Genomic DNA, 18,839 nt, shown 5'->3' with positions numbered 1-18,839 from the left:
CTCTGGTTATTCGGCCATCACCGACAGCCACTCATCGACCCATGCGCGACGGTTGGCGGCCACTTCTTCCGGCGAAAAGAGCAGGCTTTCTTCCGGTTGAACCAGGCGCGAGAAAGCCTCGGGCAGTTCTTCGCTTATCGGGCCTGCGGGCATCATCCAGTTGTAGGTCGGGATGGCGTCCTGGAAACCTTCGCCAGTCATGAAGCTCATGAATTCGCGTGCAAGATCGATATCGGGCGCCGAGGCAAGAACGCCTGCCACTTCGATCTGCAGGTAATGCCCCTCGGAGAACGCCGCCGCCTGATAGCGCTCGGTATCCTCCGAAACCATGTGGTAGGCCGGCGACGTCGTATAGGAAAGCACCATCGGCGCTTCGCCATCGGTGAAGAGGCCATAGGATTCCGACCAGCCGGGCGCCACCGTCAGGACGCGGTCCTTGAGGTCGGCCCAGGCGGATGCGGCATCATCGCCATAGACCGACTTGATCCAGAGCAGAAGGCCAAGTCCCGGCGTCGATGTGCGTGGATCCTGGATCACGATCTTCTGGTTCGGGTCGCCTTCGACCAGTTCCTTCAAACTTGTCGGCGGCGTGTCGATCACCTCGGTGTCGTAGACTACGGCGAAATGCCCGTAATCGTAAGGCACGAAGACGTCGTCCTCGAAGCCGCCGGGGACGTCGATCGCGCTTGTGTCGATTTCATGGGCAGCAAAGAGGCCCGTCTCCTTGGCTTCCGCGACGAGGTTGGTGTCGAGCCCGAGCACGACGCCGGCCTCCGCCCGGTCGCCTTCCAGCCGCAACCGGTTGAGGAGCGCCACGCCGTCCGCCGCGCCGACCCAGATCAGGTCGCAGTCGCATGTCGCCTCGAAGGCCTCTTCGATCAGCGGTCCCGGGCCCCATTCGGCAACGAAACTGTCATAGGTGTAGACGGTGAGCGATCGCGTCGCCTCCTGCGCCTCGGACGACATGGGAGCCAGGAAACTGGCCGCGAGCAGCATGGGAAAGAATGTCTTCAGCGTCATCAACGCCTCCTCTGTTCATGGCTTTCAGGGGAATAGGCGTTTTCTGACGCGTCTAATCCCTCCGCCGGTATGAGCCGGATCAGGTTCTTCGGGTTGGCATGCGCCTCTCAGCCGTCCGTTTCCGGACAACACCCCGTTAGAGCAACTCCATGTGTAATCGCGGCCGGTGGCACTGGCAAGGCGCGTGAAAGCTGCTAGAGCAGCGGGCGATGCAGGCAGAACCGACCCCGACAGACGCAAATGCGCATTTCGCCGTTCTCCTGAGCGGAGAAGTGACCGTGACGGAACGCCTGAAATCGCAGGTTGAGGGCACCCGCGTGATTGCAGCCGACAGCGGCATGCGCCATGCAGCAGCACTCCGCGTGAAGCCCGAACTCTGGGTCGGCGACTTCGATTCTGCCGACGCTCACCTGATCGACAGCTGGCCGGATGTCAGACGCGAGCCATACCCGCCGGCCAAGAATGCGACCGATGGAGAGATCGCGATCGAAACGGCGATCGACAGTGGAGCGCGGCGCATAATTCTCGTCGGTGCATTGGGCGGCGAGCGCACGGACCACGCCTTTGCCCACATGGCGCTGGCGGTGAAGCTGGCGGAACGAGGCTTCGAGATCACGCTGACATCGGGCGAGGAAGAGGGTTTTCCCCTCACCGGTACCCCGATGACCTTCGATCTGCCGAAGGGCAGCCTCTTCTCCTTGCTGGCCTTTGCAGATATCGCGAGCCTGACCATCGAGGGCGCGCGCTATCCTCTCACCGATTTCGACTGCACATTCGGCACGACACGCACCATATCCAATGTGGCGGAAGGGCCGGTAACCATCCGGCACGCGGGCGGACCTGCCCTGCTGCTTGCCCGCCCGAACGACTTTTCCGGAGCCTAACCCTTTGGCATCACCACCTATCTTGAAGCTCGACGACATCCATCTGACATTCGGCGGGACACCGCTGCTTGACGGTGCAGCGCTGCAGGTCGAGCCAGGCGACCGCATTTGCCTTGTCGGGCGCAACGGTTCGGGCAAGTCGACCCTGATGAAGATCGCCGCCGGTCTTGCCGAACCGCAATCGGGCGAGGTCTTCCGGCACCCCTCGACCACGATCCGCTATCTCTTCCAGGCGCCGGATTTCGGCGACTTCGCGGACGTGCGCTCCTATGCAGAGGCTGGGCTCGCTCCGGGCGACGACCCGCATCGCGTAACCTATCTCCTCGAGCATCTTGGCCTGACCGGCGAAGAAGAACCCTCCCGCCTCTCGGGCGGCGAAGCGCGGCGCGCGGCCCTTGCCCGCGTTCTGGCGCCGTCGCCCGATCTTCTTCTGCTCGATGAGCCGACCAACCATCTGGACCTGCCCACCATCGAGTGGTTGGAGTCGGAGCTCTCCGGTTTCCGCGGCGCGATCATCACCATCTCGCACGACCGACGCTTCCTGGAAAAGGTTTCGCGCGCCACCGTCTGGCTCGATCGCGGCACGACCCGGAGGCTCGACCGTGGCTTCGCCCATTTCGAAGACTGGCGCGACCAGGTGATGGAAGAGGAGGAGCGCAACCTCCACAAGCTCGGCCGTGCGATCGAACGCGAGGAGCACTGGTTGCGCTACGGCGTGACGGCGAGGCGCAAGCGCAACGTCCGCCGGCTCGGCGAACTGCATACCATGCGGCAGGAGTTCCGCAGCCATCGCGGTCCGACCGGACGCGTCGAGACGCAGGCGAGCGACGGCAACCAGTCGGGCAAGCTGGTCATCGAAGCCGAGGGCATTTCGAAGCATTTCGGCGACTATTGCGCCGTGGACAATTTCTCGCTGCGGGTTCATCGCGGCGATCGTATCGGCCTCGTCGGCCCCAACGGCGCTGGCAAGACCACACTTTTGAACATGCTGACCGGACGGCTGGCGCCGGATACGGGCTTCGTGCGCCTCGGCACAAATCTCGACATCGCGGTTCTCGACCAGCGCCGCGACGACCTCGATGAGAACGACACGCTTGCCCATTATCTGACCGACGGGCGCGGCGACACGCTGCTGGTCAACGGCGTGCAGAAGCACGTCACCGGCTACATGAAGGACTTCCTGTTCCACCCGGAACAGTCGCGCACCCCGATCCGCGAATTGTCGGGCGGCGAGCGGGCACGCCTCATGCTGGCGCGGATTCTTTCGCGGCCGTCGAACCTGCTCGTCCTCGACGAACCGACGAACGATCTCGACATGGAAACGCTCGATCTCTTGCAGGAGATCGTCGCGAGCTACGAAGGAACCGTCATCCTCGTCAGCCACGACCGAGACTTCCTCGATCGCACGGTGGGCTCGGTGCTTGCGCCCGCCAATCTGATGGCGCCGGACGGCCGCTGGACGGCCTTCGCGGGCGGCTTCACCGATATGATGGCGCAGCGCAAGCTCTCCAACGATGCCGCCAAGAAGGCCGCCGGCGACAAGCCGAAGGGATCATCGGGCGGCAAGGAAAAGCCGCAGGCTTCCGGATCGTCCCGCAAGCTCTCCTACAAGCAGAAATTCGCGCTCGAAACCCTGCCCAAGGAGATAGAGACGAAGCAGGCGGAAATCGCTGCCATCGAGGCACGCATGGCCAAGCCCGATTACTTTACCAAGCAGGCCGAAGCGTTCGCTCGTGATGCCAAGGCGCTTGAAACATTGCGCGGCGATGTCGATCGCATGGAAGAGGAATGGCTGGAACTCGAAGTCCTGCGCGAGGAGATCGAGGGCTAGGTTCGTCCCTCACCGCTTAAGGCGATGCGCCGGATCCGCGTCTGCCAGACGAGGATCAGCGGCACGATGACGAGCTCGAGGCCGAGGCCGACCAGATGTCCGGCAGACGGGACGCCGACAACAACGAGCGAACCGAGCCGCGCCAAGCCACCGACGATCGTTGCCACGCCGAGCAGGCGCATGCGGTCCGTCTTCCTCTCAATGTTTGGGACGCAACTCCACCACGCGAGTCCAAGTGCGAAGAAAACGCCGGAGAGGAAGCGAACATGGCTGTCGAGGCTGGCCGACCATGGTTCCTCGGTTGAAAGAAACCCGGGGCCGAGTACGACACCGGCAAGCCCGGCGCAGACGGGCATGAGCGACAGCACCGCGACCACGACCTGAAGGAGGCGGCGTTCATTCATGACGTCCCCTCCTCCCAGAGCACGGCGCGGCTGGTGCGCTCAAAACCGCGCGAAATGACGGCGCAAGCGCTCGATGAAGCCGCTCAATTCCGGCGCTTCGTTGTTGTTCATATCGTAAAGCGCGAGATAGTCCGGCGGCCGCTTGCCGCGAAACGTCGCCCAGGCCCAGCGGCGAGCGAGATTGCGCGGCGGGTCGCCCATCAGCATGGCACGGAAGCGCGTACCCCCATAGGTCGCGACGAAGGCGACCTTCCGGATGTGGGTAAGGTTCGGTTTCAGATGCCCCCGGTCGGAGCCCGCCGACATGGTGAAGGACACGCCCGGCAGGAAAATGCGGTCGAAATATCCCTTGAGGATCGCCGGGTAGCCGAAATTCCAGACCGGATGGACGAACACGATTGCGTCCGCGGCATTCAGCCGTTCCACATAGGGCCGGATGGTGTCCGTCACATTGTGCGGCACGTCGTGATAGTTCAGGCGCTCTTCGCGCGATAGCGTCGCCTCGAAGCCCTCGTCGTAGAGGCTGAGCGCATCCACCTCGTGGCCGGCGGCTTGCAACGTCTCGCAGACGGTGTTGAAAAGCGTGCGGTTGAAGCTCGTCTCGACCGGATGGGCATGCACGACGTGGACCCGCATCAGGCTGCGCCTCGCGCCTGCACGCCGAGACCGGCAAACAACCACACGCGACCGGAGTCGAAATCGAAGTCCGGGTCATCCCACGCGATCATCTTGCCGGGATTGAGGAGACCCTTCGGATCGGCTTCCTTCTTGAACGCGAGTTGCGCCCGGTCGGTCTGCTTCATGCCGCCTTCCTCGAGGGTGTAGCGGTGCGGGTTGAAGACCAGACAACCGTTCTCCTCGTGCAGGCGTATGATTTCCTCGAGACGCTCCTCGCCCGTGTAGCGCACGATGGGCAAGCCGGAGAAGACAACGCGCCCGTCGAAGCGCGTCATCTCGATATGCATCGGCATCTCGTCGCCGAGGAGCTTGTAGATTTTCTCCAGATGATCGAGCGTCGGATACTGCGTCTGGAGATAGGTGATCGTCGGATCGATCTTCAGGCCGCGGAGCGTCGTGTGGTTCCAGGTGAACTCATAGATCGGCGGCAGCTTGCGGCCGTCCGCATCGAGATCGTGCACATCGCTGCGGTGCAGGATCTCGCCACCATGATGGTCGGTGAAGAGTTTCAGCGCGTCGACGGAATTCGGCGCGACCATGATCAGCACCACCGATTGGTCCTGCCTCAGGAAATCCCGGTAGCGGCCGAAATAGTCATAAGGTATCGGCGCGGCGACGGGCGAGATTTCCTTGAGCAGAATGCCGTCTTGGCCGGCGAGCGCTTCGGCGTAGCGGCAGGATGCGAGGAAATCGTCGAAGCCGACGACGACTTCCACCCAGTCATAGGCCGGCGCGAGCGGCATTTCCGCTTCCACGATGATGCCGTTGGTGCCGTAGGCATGGGCGAGCTTCATGATGTCGGCACCACGAATGTCGAGCACGCGCGGGGTTTCCTCGCAGGTGACGATCTTCAGGCCGAGGATGTTGCCGAGATTGCGCAGACCGCCCCAGCGCACGGATCCGATGCCACCTGATCCGCCTGCGATGAAGCCGCCGATCGTCGCCATGCGATAGGTGGAGGGATGAAAGCGCAGTTCCGCGCCGACCGCGGCCTTCGTTTCCTCATCCATCTTGACCATGATCGCGCCGGCTTGCGCCCGAACCCGGTCCGGTTTGATCTCCAGCACCGTGTCCATGTTCTTGAGATCGAGCATGGCGCCGCCCGCAAGCGGCATGGCCTGGCCGTAATTCCCGGTACCGGCGCCGCGCGGCGTGATCGGGACGTCGAACTTGTAGGCGGCGGCAAGGATCGTCACGACATCCTCGACGCTGCGCGGCATGACGACGAGATCGGCCGTGACCTTGTCGAGCTGAGCTTTCAGGATCGGCGAATACCAATAGTGGTCGCGGCTCTTCTGCTGCACGAGCCGGGGATGATCTTCGATCGGGATATCGCCAAGCGCCGCGCGGAAGCCGGTCAGGTCCATGATGTGTCTCCCATGAGATCGTCGAGGTCGCGGTAGTCGGGCAGTTTCGCATCGATGATGCGGCCGGCGCGCATGATTTTCCGATCGGCCTGTGGGCGCGCCATCATCTCCGACCAGTTGCGGGCGCCGAGAAGAACGAGATCTGCCGGCGCACCGACGACGATCTCGGCCTTCGCCTCCATGCCGGCAAAGGCGCCCGGCGTGGCACCGACGCTGCGGGCCCAGATCCAGGCTTCTTCTGCCGGATGGTCGAAATGCAGGATGCGCGCGCCTTCGCGCAGCACTTCGATGCAATCGAGATCGCCATAGGCGTAGAACGGATCGCGGGTGTTGTCGGATGCAATCGCCACGGGCACGCCGGCTTCCGCCAGTTCGCGCAGCGGCGCGACCCCGCGCCAGCGCGGCGTCGTACGCGCGCCGTTTTCCGCACGGTCCTGCAGGTACATGTTGCACATGGGCAAAGAGATGACGGCGATCCCGGCGCGCGCCACACGCTCCAAGGTCTTCTGGAACGTTGCCTCGTCCTGCACCGCGAGCGCGCAGCAATGTCCGGCCGCGACACGGCCCTTGTAGCCCGTCTCGATCACCGCTTCGGCGAGCCAGTAGAGTGCCGATGCCTCCCGGTTGCCGGTCTCGTCGCAGTGAATGTCGAGATCGAGCCCGGCCTCGCCCGCCGCCTCCACGACGTTGCGCATGGCTGTCTTTGTTTCAGGATGATCGGCGATCGCGCCGCCCATCACGCCGTTGCCGGCTTTGGTGCGCCGCACCACTTCGGCCACGATGTTCTTGTCGAGCAGATGGTCGGGCCCGAGCAGCGATACACCCTGCAGCTCGATGCGGTCGGCCCAGCGCTCACGCACCTTTTCGAACACGTCCCAGGTGATGCCGTGCTGTGGAGGAGCGCTGTCGAGATGGGTGCGGATCGCCGCAGTTCCGTGCGCATAGGCTGCCTGCAGCGAAAACTCCATCCGTCGCTCGACGTCGGACGCAGACCAGTGCCGCTCGCGATCCTCGGCGACCGACAGCAGGGCATTCATCCACGTCCCATCGGGATTGGGCTTGCGCGGCCAGATATGGCCCTTGTCGAGATGGGTGTGGATGTCGACGAAAGCGGGCAGAACCAGCCCGTCGCGCATGTCGTGGGTGTCAGCGCCGGTTGCCGCCGAGCCGTCCCCGCCATCTTCTGATGATGGCTCGATGGCGGCGATCAGACCATCCGCGATCGTGATGTCGACGCGCGGCACCGCGGCTGATGTCGGCTTGCCGGCCAGCGCATCCGGCAGACGCGCGTTCTTCAGGACAAGACGGCTTGCCCCGGCTGCAGTCGTGGCGGTCATCAATTCTCCCGGCGGATTGCACTCTCGTGCCAACGCCGTAGCGAGAGCCAGGAGATGAAGGAGGTCAAGGCAAAAATCGCGACGCCCGTGGCCGTCAACAGGACGAGCGCTGCGAAGAGGCGTGGAATATTGAGGCGATACTGGCTTTCAAGCAGTCGGAAGGCGAGCCCGGAACCGGCACCGGCAGAGCCCGCCGCGAATTCGGCGACGACGGCCGCGATCAGTGCCAGCCCGCCGCCGATGCGCAGGCCTGCCATGAAATAGGGCAGCGATGCCGGGATCTTCAGGTGGATCAGCGTCTGCCAGCGGCTTGCGCCATAGAGCTCGAACAGATTGATCAGGTTGTGATCGACGCTCTTCAGCCCCTGAACCATGTTCGACAGGATTGGAAAGAAGGCGACGAGGAATGCGCAGATGAGCAGCGCCGTCTGCGTGTCCGATGCATAGATCAACAGCAGCGGCGCGATCGCAACGATCGGTGTTACCTGCAGGATGACGGCAAAGGGAAAAAGAGCGAGTTCGATCCAGCGCGACTGGACGAGAAGAATGGCAAGCCCCACCCCGCCGACGAGCGCCATAAAGAGCGCCGTGAAAGTGATCTTGACGGTGACGAACAGCGCCGGCGCAAGCGTACCCCAGTCGTTCCACAAGGCCTGCGCCACAAGCACGGGGCTCGGCAGGATATAGTGCGGAACCTCGTTGATGGTGACGTAGAGATGCCAGGCGAGGACCGCGAGGCAGAACATGCCGAGCGGCACGACGATCCTGAGCAATCGATCGGGCACCAGGGGTCCTCGCGCGGGAGCAGCCCGCTCCGGTTCGGCCTTATCCTCTGCGGCTTCGCGGGCAGTGCTGCCGAGCGCATCAGCCATGGTGCACACCTCCACCCTTCACGATCGCCGCCTGCAGCGCATCGGACACCTCGGCACAGATGGCGCGGTAGGTTTCCGACGTGCGAAAATGGTCGTCCCGCTCGAGCGGCGGATCGAGCGCGATATCGGCGAAGACCTGGCCAGGTCTTGCCTTCATCACGACGATGCGGCTGGAGAGATAGGCGGATTCGAAGACCGAATGGGTAACGAAGATCACGGTCAGGCCGGACTGCGCCCAAAGCCGCAGCACGTCGTCATTCAGTTTCTGCCGCGTGATTTCGTCGAGCGCCGCGAAGGGCTCGTCCATCAAGAGCAGCTTCGGCTTGGTGACCAGTGCGCGGGCGATCGAGACGCGCATCTTCATCCCGCCGGACAGTTCACGCGGATAGGCGTCGGCGAAATCCTGGAGGCCGACGAGCGCCAGCGTCTCCATAATCTGCTCTTTCACTGCGCTTTTCGATTTTCCGCGCAGCTTCAGCGGCAGGTAGACGTTACCGAACACCGTTTGCCACGGCATCAGCGTCGGCTCCTGGAAGACGAAACCGACATCACCCTGGGGCAGCCCGCGGCTGTCGATCTGCGACGACGGCCAGTCGATCGTTCCGCTGCTCGGCTCGCCGAGCCCGGCGATGATGCGAAGCGCCGTCGACTTGCCGCAGCCGGAAGGTCCGAGCAGGCTGACGAACTCGCCCGGACGAACCGACATCGTCATGTTCGACAATGCCTTCGTTCCGTTCGAGAACACCTTCGACACGTTGGTGAGCGCAACCACCGGGCGCGCACCCGCACGCCCGGGCGAGACCTGTTCCGAAGGTGTCTTCAACGCCAATGCCACCTGGGCCGTCCCTTCGCTCATCCCCACGCAGGGGCCTACTGATCCATCAGATCGACGCCGACGCCCTGGCAGACATACTCGGTCGTATAGGCCTGGCTGATATCGATTCCGGCTTCGAAGACACCGGCCTCGACCATGTTGTCATAGAAGTTCTGCCAGCGCGCATCGGTCATGCAGCCGACACCCTGTTCCTCGGCTTCTCCCGAAACGACGATACCGTATTCCTTCATCTTCTCCAGCGAGTATTCAAGCTGCTCGTCCGTCATTTCCGGATTGTCGGCCTTGATCAGGTCGTTTGCGGCCGTGTTGTCGCCGTAGAGATAATTGGCCCAGCCGATCGCCGTCGCTTCGACAAAGCGCTTGGCGACATCCGGGTTTTCCTCGACGAAGGGCCGCATCGCCTCGATCGTCGTGGAGTAGGGATCGAAACCCTCGTCCGCGAGCAGATAGACCACCGGCTCGAAGCCTGCCTGGCGCTCGATCTCGAACGGCTCGGACGTCAGGTACCCCTGCTGGACGGCGCGCTCATCGGCGATGAAAGGCGCCGGGTTGAACGTATAGGGCGTGTACATTTCGTCCGAGAAGCCTTCGAAATTCGACTTCATCCATTCGAAATAGGTGGTGAACCCTTCCTGGCCCATGATGAGCTGGCTTGCGCCGGAAAGGTCGGCGAAGGTGTCGAAGCCCTGGTCGGGATGCGCGATCAGAACCTGCGGGTCCTTCTGGAAGATCGCCGCCAGCGTGATGGTCGGGATACCTTCCTTCACTGCGTTGATCGCAGAAGTGGCGCCGCCCATGTAGAAATCGATCTGGCCGCCGACGAGCAGCGCCCGGTTCGCGCCCTGGGGTCCGCCCTGCCGGATGGTGACGTTGAGGCCGTATTCCTCATAGGTGCCGTCGGCGATAGCCTGGTAGAAACCGCCATGTTCCGCCTGGGCAAGCCAGTTTGTGCCGTAGCTTACATCGATCAGCTCGCCGTCCTGCGCCTGAGCAGGCAACGTGAGCATCGCCGCTGCAACGACTGCGGCGCTGGCGATATGGCGGTTCGAAATCACTGGCATGGACCCATCCCCTGTTTTTTTGGCATACCGCTCACGAGGGAAGCATCGAGGCTCGCTCGCTCGGTTTCGCGCCTGAGACTAGCGCAACGCCATTCGGTGTTAAGCCCAAAGATTCACCAGAAGACGCTTTGCCTGCACATTAATCAGTCGCCATTCTTTTCCTGATTGCATGGTGACACGGCACGATTATTGTCCGCAGCATGAAGCGCCTCCAGCCCACCGACATCCACCCGCCTTTCTCCGCCTACAGCCACGGCATCGTCGTGCCCGAAGGCCACCGCATCGTCTTCTGTTCCGGCCAGTTGGGCATCGCACCCGATGGAACGATCCCCCTCGATTGCGCGAGCCAGACGCGGCTGTGCTTTTCCAATGCAGAGGCGATCCTGAAGGAGGATGGCCTGTCCTTGGCGGACGTGGTCAGGATCAATGCCTACGTCACCGATCGCAGCCACCTGCCGGACTATATGAGCGTTCGAAACGCGCTGTTTACCGCGCCATACCCTGCCTCGACATTGGTGATCGTCTCCGGTTTCGCCCGTGCGGAATTCGTCGTCGAGATCGAACTCGTCGCGGCCGGTAAAGCCTGAAGGAGACGCCGTCATGACCCGCAAGATCTGGTGGACCGACTTCCTCGCCAGCGATTTCGACAATTGCGATCCGATGTCGACGATCGCCCTCGTACCGATTGCAGCCATCGAACAGCATGGCCCGCATCTGCCGGTCGGCACCGACACGATCATCAACCAGGGCCTGCTCGACGAACTGATCGCCGCAACGCCCGAGACGCTGGATCTGCGCATTCTGCCGGTCCAGTCGGTCGGTAAGTCGAACGAACATCTCTTCTCCAAGGGCACCGTGACGAAGACAGCCACGACGCTGATCGACGCATGGACAGAGATCGGCGACAGCGTCGCCCGCGCCGGCATCCGCAAGCTGGTCTTCGTCAATTCCCATGGCGGCAATGTCGACATCATGGGCATCGTCGCGCGCGAACTGCGCGTCAGGCACGGCATGTTCGTGGTGAAGACAGGCTGGAGTTTCGGCTATCCGGATGGGCTGATCGACCAAGACGAGCAGCGCCACGGAATCCACGGCGGCGATGTGGAGACATCGTTGGTGCTGCACTTCAAGCCGCACTTGGTCGATATGCAGCGGGCCGAGAATTTCACCTCGATCGCCGTCGCCGATGAAGAGAACTATCGCCATCTTCGCCCGACCGGCATGCCGTCCTACGCTTGGATAGCGACCGACGTGCAGGCGTCGGGCGCCGTCGGCAATGCCGCTGCCGCGACCGCCGAGAAGGGCCGGCAGATCGCCGCCCATCAGGTGCGTGGAATGCTCGGCCTTCTGGAAGAGGTTCAGCGGCGTCCGTTGCCCACGGCACGTTCGGACGTCTAACCGTTCCTGTCAGCCACGGCGCCAGTATCGATCGCGCAAATCCTTGGCGATCGAGATTCCCTTCAAGGTCTGGCGATGCGCCGCAACGGTCAGGCGTCCACGCACAGTGTCCGGTGCAAGCGCGAGGTCCGCCATCGGCATCGTGTCGTTCCAGAAACCGCCAATGATGTGGTCCTGGATACCCGTGGCAGAATCCATCTGCTCCCAGCGCTTGTCCTCATAAAACGCCTTGATGACGAAGTATTCGAGAAGCAACCCCGGGCTGAACCGCTTGTAGGTTTCGTCATAGGCGCATTTCGGCGTGAAGTTGGTGGCGCCGCCGGCCATATTGATGCTGACGGCGATAGGCTTGCCGTCGAGCAACAGGCTGTCGATCACGCTGAGCCCGGCCGTGCCGCCATAAGCGAGCCGCGCAAAAGCCGCATGGCGCGGATTGGCGAGAAATGACGTGCCGCGCGCACCTTTCCAGCCGGAGTGTTCAATGCGTAAAAAATCCTCCAGCCGCTCGTCGACGGCTTCAGGACAGTCGGCGCGTTCGAACGTAACGGTTCCGATCTCCTTCAACCGCCGCAAATTGCGCTGCAAATCCTTGGCACGGCTGCGGCTGATCACGGTGTCGATGTGGCGGTCGAAGCCGCCCTCCATGCGGGTCAGTTTCGGACGGTCGTAGCGATGGGTTTCCTCGATGATCAAGCCGGCGCGCCGCGCTTCCTGCATCAGGCTTGTGGCAAAGTTGGTGCTCATGTCGATGTGACGCAGAACGAACAGCGGCGCGATGCGGCCTGCCGCAAGCAGGTCGACGAATTGCGCGATGACACGAGCGCCATGGCGGCGGTGGATGAGCGGCGTTCCGCTCGCCTGATAGATGTTCGCCGCACCGCGCGCGACGCTGAACGGCGGAACACCGAAGCTTCGGAAAGGGAAAAGCCCGACGAGGCCGGCCCCCGGCGAGCGTATCACCAATGCCCGCTTGGCCGCCGTGCGTTCAACGCGACCGAGCCCCGCCAAGAGGTAGGGTCGGGCGTAGAAGGGGTTCTCGACCAGGCTTTCGGCAGACAGGCTGTCCCACGCCTGCGCATCGAGCCGCAACAGGGTGCGCGCATCGCCGATCGTCCAGTCGAATTCCGAAAGAGTGCGCTTGTTGGAAAGCGTCGCTCTGCCGCCGAGGACCTGCGTCTGGCTCATGACGGATTTCCTTTCAAGGCTGCGGTGCCAATGCTGTCTGGGATACCGACCGGCAGAATGATGCCGAGACGCCGGTAGCCGAAATAGGCCATCAGGGCGCTGCGCATCGTGATCGACACGGCGGTGGCGATTGCCGCTCCGTAAAGGCCGATCAGAGGAACGAGCGCAAAACTGAGGGCGATGTTGAGGGCAAGTGCCATCATGAAACTGAGCGAGCAGGCACGCTCTTCGCCCAGCATGGTCAGCACGTCTTCGCCGGGTCCAAGCAGACAACGGATCACCGTGCCGAAGCAGAGCAGCGGCACGACGAGCGCCGCAGCCTCGAAGCCGTCACCGAAGAGGCTGAGGAGCGGCGCGGCCAGAATGCTCAGCACCAGCGCGCCGATGGCCGTGAGCGTGCTGGAGATCAGCGCGGCCTGTCGCACCATGGCCTGCAAGCCGACACGATCGCCTGTTGCCGACAACGCGGCGAAGCGCTGCGCCGTGACGGCCGAGACGCCGTAGGGCACATAGCCCAGAACCTGCGCCAGCCGCGTGGCGGCAAAATAGAACGCAACGAGTTCCGGCGGCAGGAAAAGACCGAGGATCAGGACATCGGCATTGAGGAACAAAACCTCCGCCGCATCGACGAGCGCAATCGGCATGGCGGCGCGGAGCCATTTGCGGCGCTCGCCGAACGACGGCGCCGCGCCCTGGAGAGCTTCGTTCAGATGCGATCGGATCAGGACATACTGGATGAGACAGCTCGCGGCGAGACCCGCGATCGTCAGCGTCATGACGGTGAATGCATCGGCACTCTCACCCATGGCGAGAAGGCCGACCAGACCGACGATCAAGCCGAGATGCCGCATCACATAGGCGGGGGCGATGCCGAGCGTCGGCTTGTCCATGCCGCGCGCGATCGCCTCGAGATAGTCCTGCAGCGTCAGGAGCGGCGCCGCCATGAAGGCGATCATGCCGAGCGCCACCATGGCCGTATCGAAGCCGAACGGGTTGAGCCACAGCACGCCGATCGCACCGAGCGCCAGGCTTCCCGCAAGGCAAGCGACCACGCTGAAGACGGCACGCAGAAGCCCCGCGGCCGCATGACGCTCGCCGGCTTCGAGATACTGGGCGAGAAAGCGGCAGATCAGTTGGTTTGTGCCGACCGTTGCGCCGTGCCCCATCAGCAGCAGCCAGACGAGCAGCAGGCTGTATCGCCCGAAATCCTCCGGGCCGATCATGCGCGCGGCCAAGATTTGGGCAACGAGCGCGAGCCCTGCCCCGATCACGCGCACGCCGATGACCGTCAGCCCCTGTCGCCGACGGGCATCGAACAATCTGCCCAGAATGTCGCTGCGCCTGGAAATGACCGTGCTCCTACTCGGCTGCCTGCAGCATCGGCTCGGGCTGGCGGTCGAGCGGAACCAGGAAGCCCGGCTCGCGTGAGTCCAGCTTGTAGCGCATCACGCGCTTGAAGCTCTGCCGCTGCTGCTGGCCCGCCAGACGCCACGCAACGGCGAGCCCGCACTTGACATAGGCGGCGATACCGTCCGTCGAGCGCGAACGCGGCGCGTAGCCCGCAGAGCGCAGCAAGCCGTTGCCGTACTGCACGCCGAAATGGCGGCGGATCGCCGGCGTCCAGTGTTCGGTCGTCAGAGAGATGTTGAGGCAATCGGCATTTTGCACGCGGTGCGGCCCGTTCAGCGGCCAATGCAGCATGTCGCCGGGCTTGAGGTCGTAGACGCGGGCATGCGCATCGAACCAGGGCTGGTAGGGCACCTCTTCCTCGGTGCGGCCGCGGATGATGTTTTCGAGATCCTTCGGCTTCAGGAAGGGCTCGCCGTTCGGGTAGATGTAGATCCGCTTTTCCCCGCGAATCTGCCAGAGCGACTGGCCGGGAACATCGGCGTGGTAGAAGACCTGGGCGTTGGGCGAGGAGATCAAGAGGCCCATCGACTTGCGGATGACCTTCATTTCGGGAACCTGCGCGCCGATTTCGGCGAACATCTCGTCCAGCAATGCGCCGAATTCCGGGACCACGTTGTGCACCGAGGTGACGTTGATCCAGATGCGACCCTGGCGCACCGCATCGATGAGCTGCTTGCCGCTCAAATCGCCGCGCTGGCAGTACGACCATGTCCGCGCATCGTGACCGCCGCGCCCCATCGTGTTGATCGCCATCTGGTGGGGTTCGATCGCGTCGAGAACGCGTCCAAGCTGCTCGTCACCAAAGAGGGGTCGTTCATGCAGCCGGTGCCGCAACTTCACGTCGTGATGTCCCCAAAGCGCACGCGCCTCCGGTCCGAAATTCGCGAAAAGATCTGTCATCTGTCATCTCCCCAGCACGTGACATCGATCGGTCCGACGCATGGGATCGCATCGATGTCCGTAACGAATGCCGTCAATCATGCGGGACGCTATCGTTCAGCGATTACCAGACATTGAAACCGTGGCGTGTGAATAGCTCGCCGCTGCCGCAATCGGTTTTGATGCTTAACCGCTCCTTACGGCTGCTTGTGCTATTGTCTTCATTGGCTTGAACGTGGGCTTCGCGGAACTCGCAGCGGCGCCGAATGTTAAGTGCGCACCCATGGGGACTTCAGCAATCGTGTCGACACGCAACGACGGCTTAGACGCGGACCAGCACGCGCCCTTGCGTGAAAAGATCGTCGGCATTGGTCGTGCCGCAGGCGGTGCGCTGATCTTTTCGCTGCCGATGCTGATGACGATGGAGCTTTGGTGGCTGGGCTTCACACTCGACCGTTTCCGCCTGGCAATGCTGGTCATCGTGACGCTGCCGCTTCTTGTCGGGCTCGCGCGTCGGATCGGCTTCGAGGATACCTGGGACTGGCAGGAAGACGTGCGCGACGCCTGCGTCGCCTTTACCATCGGGCTCCTGACGGCCGCGGTCGTGCTGGCCGTCTTCAAGGTGATTGGTCCGGGCATGTCCTTCGACGAGGTCATCGGAAAGATCGTTCTGCAGGCCATTCCCGCCAGCATCGGAGCACTCCTTGGCCGCAGCCAACTTGGTGGGGAAGATGGCGACGATGACGCCGCCGAACAGAACGATGACACCGCATCGTCCGATACGCCCCTGCGCGACTATGGTGGCGAATTGTTCCTGATGGCAGTCGGCGCTCTCTTCCTCAGCCTCAACGTGGCGCCGACGGACGAAATGCCGATGATCGCCCATATGATGACGCCATTGCACGCCGTACTGCTGCTGGGGGTTTCGCTGCTGGTCATGCACGGCTTCGTCTATGCCGTCGGCTTCAAGGGCAGCGCGCTGACGACGAACGATGCACCCTGGATCAGCGATTTCGTACGTTTCACGCTGGTCGGCTATCTGCTGGCTATCCTCATCAGCCTCTTCGTACTCTGGAGTTTCGGCCGTCTCGATGGCGAGGCTCTTCTCCCGACCGTCATGACGACGATCGTTCTCGCGTTTCCGGCAGCGCTTGGCGCTGCTGCCGCACGCCTCATCCTGTAAGGGTAATCATGCGCGAGAAGTCTGAGACGGCACGGCGTGCCGAAAAGCGGGCCGAGCAGGTTGAATGGGCCATCGGCATCGTTTCGGCAATCATGATCGTCGCGATTGTCGGCTTCCTCGTCTTTCGCGGTGTGACGACGACCGGGGGAGTACCGAGCCTGACCGTGACCACCGAGCAGGCTGCGGATTTCGCAGAGACGGGCCAGTTGCTCTTCAGCGTGCGCAACGACGGTTCGCGCGCCGCGGCAAACGTCATCGTGTCGGCTGTCTTCGACGACGGTCCCGGCGAAGAGGAACGGCGGTCGGTCCATATCGACCATGTCTCGGCGGGCTCGACCAAGACCGGCGGGCTTTACCTGCCGAAGGGCACGACCGAGTTCGAGGTCATAGTGGAAGGCTACGCCGATCCCTGAGCCGGCATCAGCGGGCACGCTGACCGATATTGAGGTACACGGAATCGAAGTCGCTGTGTTCGACAAGGCGGTCCCAGTCGAGGATCGTCACTTCCGATCCTTTCCAGGACACCAGCCCCTGAGTGCGCAGATCACGGATTGTACGGTTCATGTGAACGGTCGAAAGTCCAAGCGCGTCACTCAGCTCCACCTGGCTGATGGGGAAATTGAAGCTGTTGCCATCGACCTGCTCCACGACCTGCAACCTGAGGAATATCTCGCATAGCAGATGGGCCAGTTGAGCGCTGGCGGACAGGCGGCCGGACGTGACCAGCCATCGCCGGTGAACGGCGGCATCGATCAGCGTCGAAAGCCATAACAGCCGAGACAGATGCGGCTCGGTTTCCGTCAGTTCGCGCAGAAACCGGTGCGGCACGAGAGCCACGTGGCAGTCGCTCAGCGCCACGACGCCGTGGTCCATTTCGTTCAGAAGCAGACTGTGCAGGTCGACGAAATCGCCAGACACATGGATGGCGCTGATCTGTCTCTTGCCGTTTGCCAGAAGGTGATAGCGGGCAGAAAATCCCGAGAGGACGAGACAGCTGTCGGTCGGAACGTCCCCCTCGCGAACGATGTCGTGCTTGGCGGGTATGAGCTTCTGCCGGGCCCCCATCTGATCGATGATCGCGCACTCGGCTTCGCTCAACCTGTCGCGAGCGGAGAGATTGAGCTTTAGGCAATGCGGCATGCGTCTTCCATTCAACAAGTTGCGCGGACAAATGCGGCCTTCATGAAAATCATCGGAAGGCCGAGCAATCTGAATGAACTAATCCGGCTGCAAAAGTTCTGCGAAGGGAAGATGAAGCACCAAACGGCCCTGCGCGTCAAATACGTGCAGTACCCATTGCGAGCGGTCCAGACCCTCGTCGATGCCTTCATGCATGATGTCGCGCGCGCTGCGGACTGCTTCCTGCTGCAGTGCTGCTTCGTTTGCCAGAAATATCCCGTCGACGGTCTCGGTGCCGTGCTGTTTGGTGAACTTGAACTGATAAACCGGCAAGACGGGCTCCAAGCGTTGTGGCGGGGGCATGTCGTCTCTCCTCAGCCGGACGATCCCTGCGAGCCAAAGCCATTGACCCTTTCGATGTTCCATCCATCTCAAGCGAACCGACGGCTGAGATAGGACGAGCCCGACAGTCCGAAGCGCCAGGGTATGTCCACGTTTTTGGTAATGCCGATGCGCGGGCCCGCAAGAACGGGCACGGACGATGTTGGCGGAGTGCGGATTTCCAAACCGCTCCCATCGAACGGTTGTCCATCGTCGGCATGATCAATACCGAGGGCCTGTCCCAGTCGCCCCGGTCCAGCGCACAGCTCCCGGGTTTTTTCCCGGGCTCGTCGTGCGCGCATGGTCTCCAGGCCGAACGCCGGCTCGATGGCTCGGAACAACACCGCCTGCCCACTGGCACAGACGACGTTGAGGCACCAGTGTATGCCGTAGGACCGGTAGACATAAGCGTGCCCCGGCGGTCCGAACATCGCCCGGTTGCGCGTGGTTTCGCCGTTGAAGCTGTGCGAAGCGGCGTCATCGCCGCGATAGGCTTCCGTCTCGACAATAACCCCACCGACGCCACGCACGATCAACGTGGCGCCGATCAGGGCCCGGGCAATGGAAACGGCATCCCCTTCAAAAAACGAGAGCGGCGCCAACGTCAGTCCGGCGGGCGGATCGCTCAAAGTCTGCAACTAAGAAGCCACCTTCCGTGTCGACTGTTCGGACGCCATTCGCGCAGTTTCGGCGATCTCGACGATGATCGCGCGGCACTGCTCGCGACATTGCTGGATCATACTCGGATGGTTCGCCATCACGGCCAGCTGAAGATTGAGATAAGCATCGTTGAAGGTCCGCCGCATCCGGCCGGCCTTTTCATTGTCATCGAACCGACAGGTCATCGTCTCGACGAGGGAACGCGTTTTCAGGATGCGGTCTTTGTCAGGGATTGCTGGATCTTCGATGAGAACAATCAACTCGCGGGTGATGTCCATGGCGCTGTCCTTCCACTGGAACGAGACCGGACCATCGTTCTTGTGCGGAGACACCGC

21 protein-coding genes and 1 riboswitch are annotated in these 18,839 nt (G+C 62.6%); of the genes, 6 read left to right on the top strand and 15 right to left on the bottom strand.

Annotation, left to right across the window (positions count from 1 at the left end):
- Positions 1-6 precede the first annotated feature (6 nt).
- Entirely contained in the window at positions 7-1,020 is a 1,014-nt protein-coding gene (gene thiB / locus GC125_RS03775) for a thiamine ABC transporter substrate binding subunit (RefSeq protein ID WP_151984110.1), read from the bottom strand.
- Between the two features lie 39 nt (positions 1,021-1,059).
- A riboswitch (TPP riboswitch) is annotated at positions 1,060-1,166 on the bottom strand.
- Between the two features lie 63 nt (positions 1,167-1,229).
- Here thiB and GC125_RS03770 point away from each other — a divergent pair.
- Together GC125_RS03770 and GC125_RS03765 are read left to right on the top strand one after the other, a co-directional pair.
- The gene (locus GC125_RS03770) at positions 1,230-1,904 is read left to right on the top strand and encodes a thiamine diphosphokinase (RefSeq protein ID WP_151984109.1); all 675 of its coding nucleotides are present in this window, start codon (positions 1,230-1,232) and stop codon (positions 1,902-1,904) included.
- A 4-nt stretch (positions 1,905-1,908) separates the two neighbouring features.
- Entirely contained in the window at positions 1,909-3,735 is a 1,827-nt protein-coding gene (locus GC125_RS03765) for an ABC-F family ATP-binding cassette domain-containing protein (RefSeq protein WP_286165352.1), read from the top strand.
- Here the strand turns inward: GC125_RS03765 and GC125_RS03760 are convergent.
- From GC125_RS03760 to GC125_RS03730, 7 genes are read right to left on the bottom strand one after another with little or no spacing between them, the layout of a single operon-like run.
- Positions 3,732-4,139 (bottom strand): DUF4345 domain-containing protein, encoded by a 408-nt coding sequence (locus GC125_RS03760; protein ID WP_151984107.1) that lies wholly within the window; start codon positions 4,137-4,139, stop codon positions 3,732-3,734. The two genes, GC125_RS03765 and GC125_RS03760, sit on opposite strands and share 4 nt — an antisense overlap.
- A gap of 39 nt (positions 4,140-4,178) precedes the next feature.
- The gene (locus GC125_RS03755) at positions 4,179-4,775 is read right to left on the bottom strand and encodes an NAD(P)H-dependent oxidoreductase (protein ID WP_199864429.1); all 597 of its coding nucleotides are present in this window, start codon (positions 4,773-4,775) and stop codon (positions 4,179-4,181) included.
- Positions 4,775-6,187 carry an FAD-binding oxidoreductase gene (locus GC125_RS03750; protein ID WP_502706082.1) on the bottom strand — a complete coding sequence of 471 codons (1,413 nt, stop codon included), beginning with the start codon at positions 6,185-6,187 and terminating at the stop codon, positions 4,775-4,777. The genes GC125_RS03755 and GC125_RS03750 overlap by 1 nt, the downstream gene beginning before the upstream one ends.
- Entirely contained in the window at positions 6,175-7,521 is a 1,347-nt protein-coding gene (locus GC125_RS03745; protein ID WP_151984105.1) for a cytosine deaminase, read from the bottom strand. The genes GC125_RS03750 and GC125_RS03745 overlap by 13 nt, the downstream gene beginning before the upstream one ends.
- Positions 7,521-8,393 carry an ABC transporter permease gene (locus GC125_RS03740; protein ID WP_151984104.1) on the bottom strand — a complete coding sequence of 291 codons (873 nt, stop codon included), beginning with the start codon at positions 8,391-8,393 and terminating at the stop codon, positions 7,521-7,523. The genes GC125_RS03745 and GC125_RS03740 overlap by 1 nt, the downstream gene beginning before the upstream one ends.
- Positions 8,386-9,249 (bottom strand): ABC transporter ATP-binding protein, encoded by an 864-nt coding sequence (locus GC125_RS03735; RefSeq protein WP_151984103.1) that lies wholly within the window; start codon positions 9,247-9,249, stop codon positions 8,386-8,388. Before GC125_RS03735 ends, GC125_RS03740 begins: the two co-directional genes overlap by 8 nt.
- Before the next feature lie 14 nt (positions 9,250-9,263).
- Positions 9,264-10,289 (bottom strand): ABC transporter substrate-binding protein, encoded by a 1,026-nt coding sequence (locus tag GC125_RS03730; RefSeq protein ID WP_502706035.1) that lies wholly within the window; start codon positions 10,287-10,289, stop codon positions 9,264-9,266.
- A 200-nt stretch (positions 10,290-10,489) separates the two neighbouring features.
- Here GC125_RS03730 and GC125_RS03725 point away from each other — a divergent pair, with 200 nt between their 5' ends.
- Positions 10,490-10,876, top strand: coding sequence for a RidA family protein (locus GC125_RS03725; protein WP_151984102.1), 387 nt, complete (start codon positions 10,490-10,492; stop codon positions 10,874-10,876).
- 13 nt (positions 10,877-10,889) lie between these two features.
- Positions 10,890-11,687 (top strand): creatininase family protein, encoded by a 798-nt coding sequence (locus GC125_RS03720; protein WP_151984101.1) that lies wholly within the window; start codon positions 10,890-10,892, stop codon positions 11,685-11,687.
- A 9-nt stretch (positions 11,688-11,696) separates the two neighbouring features.
- On the opposite strand, the gene GC125_RS03715 is transcribed toward GC125_RS03720, so the two are convergent.
- From GC125_RS03715 to GC125_RS03705, 3 genes are read right to left on the bottom strand one after another with little or no spacing between them, the layout of a single operon-like run.
- The gene (locus GC125_RS03715) at positions 11,697-12,872 is read right to left on the bottom strand and encodes a GNAT family N-acetyltransferase (RefSeq protein ID WP_151984100.1); all 1,176 of its coding nucleotides are present in this window, start codon (positions 12,870-12,872) and stop codon (positions 11,697-11,699) included.
- Entirely contained in the window at positions 12,869-14,191 is a 1,323-nt protein-coding gene (locus GC125_RS03710; RefSeq protein WP_199864428.1) for an oligosaccharide flippase family protein, read from the bottom strand. Before GC125_RS03710 ends, GC125_RS03715 begins: the two co-directional genes overlap by 4 nt.
- Positions 14,192-14,231: 40 nt before the next feature.
- Positions 14,232-15,182, bottom strand: a complete 951-nt coding sequence (locus tag GC125_RS03705; protein ID WP_151984098.1) for a cupin domain-containing protein — start codon at positions 15,180-15,182, stop codon at positions 14,232-14,234.
- 262 nt (positions 15,183-15,444) lie between these two features.
- Between GC125_RS03705 and GC125_RS03700 the strand changes: the two genes are divergently transcribed.
- Both GC125_RS03700 and GC125_RS03695 read left to right on the top strand, forming a co-directional pair.
- Positions 15,445-16,344 carry a TIGR02587 family membrane protein gene (locus GC125_RS03700; protein WP_151984097.1) on the top strand — a complete coding sequence of 300 codons (900 nt, stop codon included), beginning with the start codon at positions 15,445-15,447 and terminating at the stop codon, positions 16,342-16,344.
- An 8-nt stretch (positions 16,345-16,352) separates the two neighbouring features.
- The gene (locus GC125_RS03695) at positions 16,353-16,757 is read left to right on the top strand and encodes a hypothetical protein (protein WP_151984096.1); all 405 of its coding nucleotides are present in this window, start codon (positions 16,353-16,355) and stop codon (positions 16,755-16,757) included.
- Between the two features lie 7 nt (positions 16,758-16,764).
- On the opposite strand, the gene GC125_RS03690 is transcribed toward GC125_RS03695, so the two are convergent.
- The 4 genes from GC125_RS03690 to GC125_RS03675 form a co-directional block, all read right to left on the bottom strand.
- Positions 16,765-17,484 carry a Crp/Fnr family transcriptional regulator gene (locus GC125_RS03690; protein ID WP_151984095.1) on the bottom strand — a complete coding sequence of 240 codons (720 nt, stop codon included), beginning with the start codon at positions 17,482-17,484 and terminating at the stop codon, positions 16,765-16,767.
- Between the two features lie 78 nt (positions 17,485-17,562).
- Positions 17,563-17,826 carry a DUF6894 family protein gene (locus GC125_RS03685; RefSeq protein ID WP_151984094.1) on the bottom strand — a complete coding sequence of 88 codons (264 nt, stop codon included), beginning with the start codon at positions 17,824-17,826 and terminating at the stop codon, positions 17,563-17,565.
- A gap of 68 nt (positions 17,827-17,894) precedes the next feature.
- Positions 17,895-18,482: a DNA-3-methyladenine glycosylase gene (locus tag GC125_RS03680; RefSeq protein ID WP_502706034.1), complete on the bottom strand. Its 588-nt coding sequence runs from the start codon at positions 18,480-18,482 to the stop codon at positions 17,895-17,897.
- A complete protein-coding gene (locus GC125_RS03675; protein ID WP_151984093.1) occupies positions 18,483-18,782 on the bottom strand; it encodes a hypothetical protein in 300 nt (99 codons plus the stop codon). It lies immediately after the preceding gene.
- Positions 18,783-18,839 lie beyond the last annotated feature (57 nt).

The organism is Rhizobium sp. EC-SD404 (assembly GCF_902498825.1).
Lineage (GTDB): Bacteria > Pseudomonadota > Alphaproteobacteria > Rhizobiales > Rhizobiaceae > Georhizobium.
Note: the sequence above shows the minus strand (reverse complement) of the source record. Positions and strands in the feature narration are given on the sequence as shown.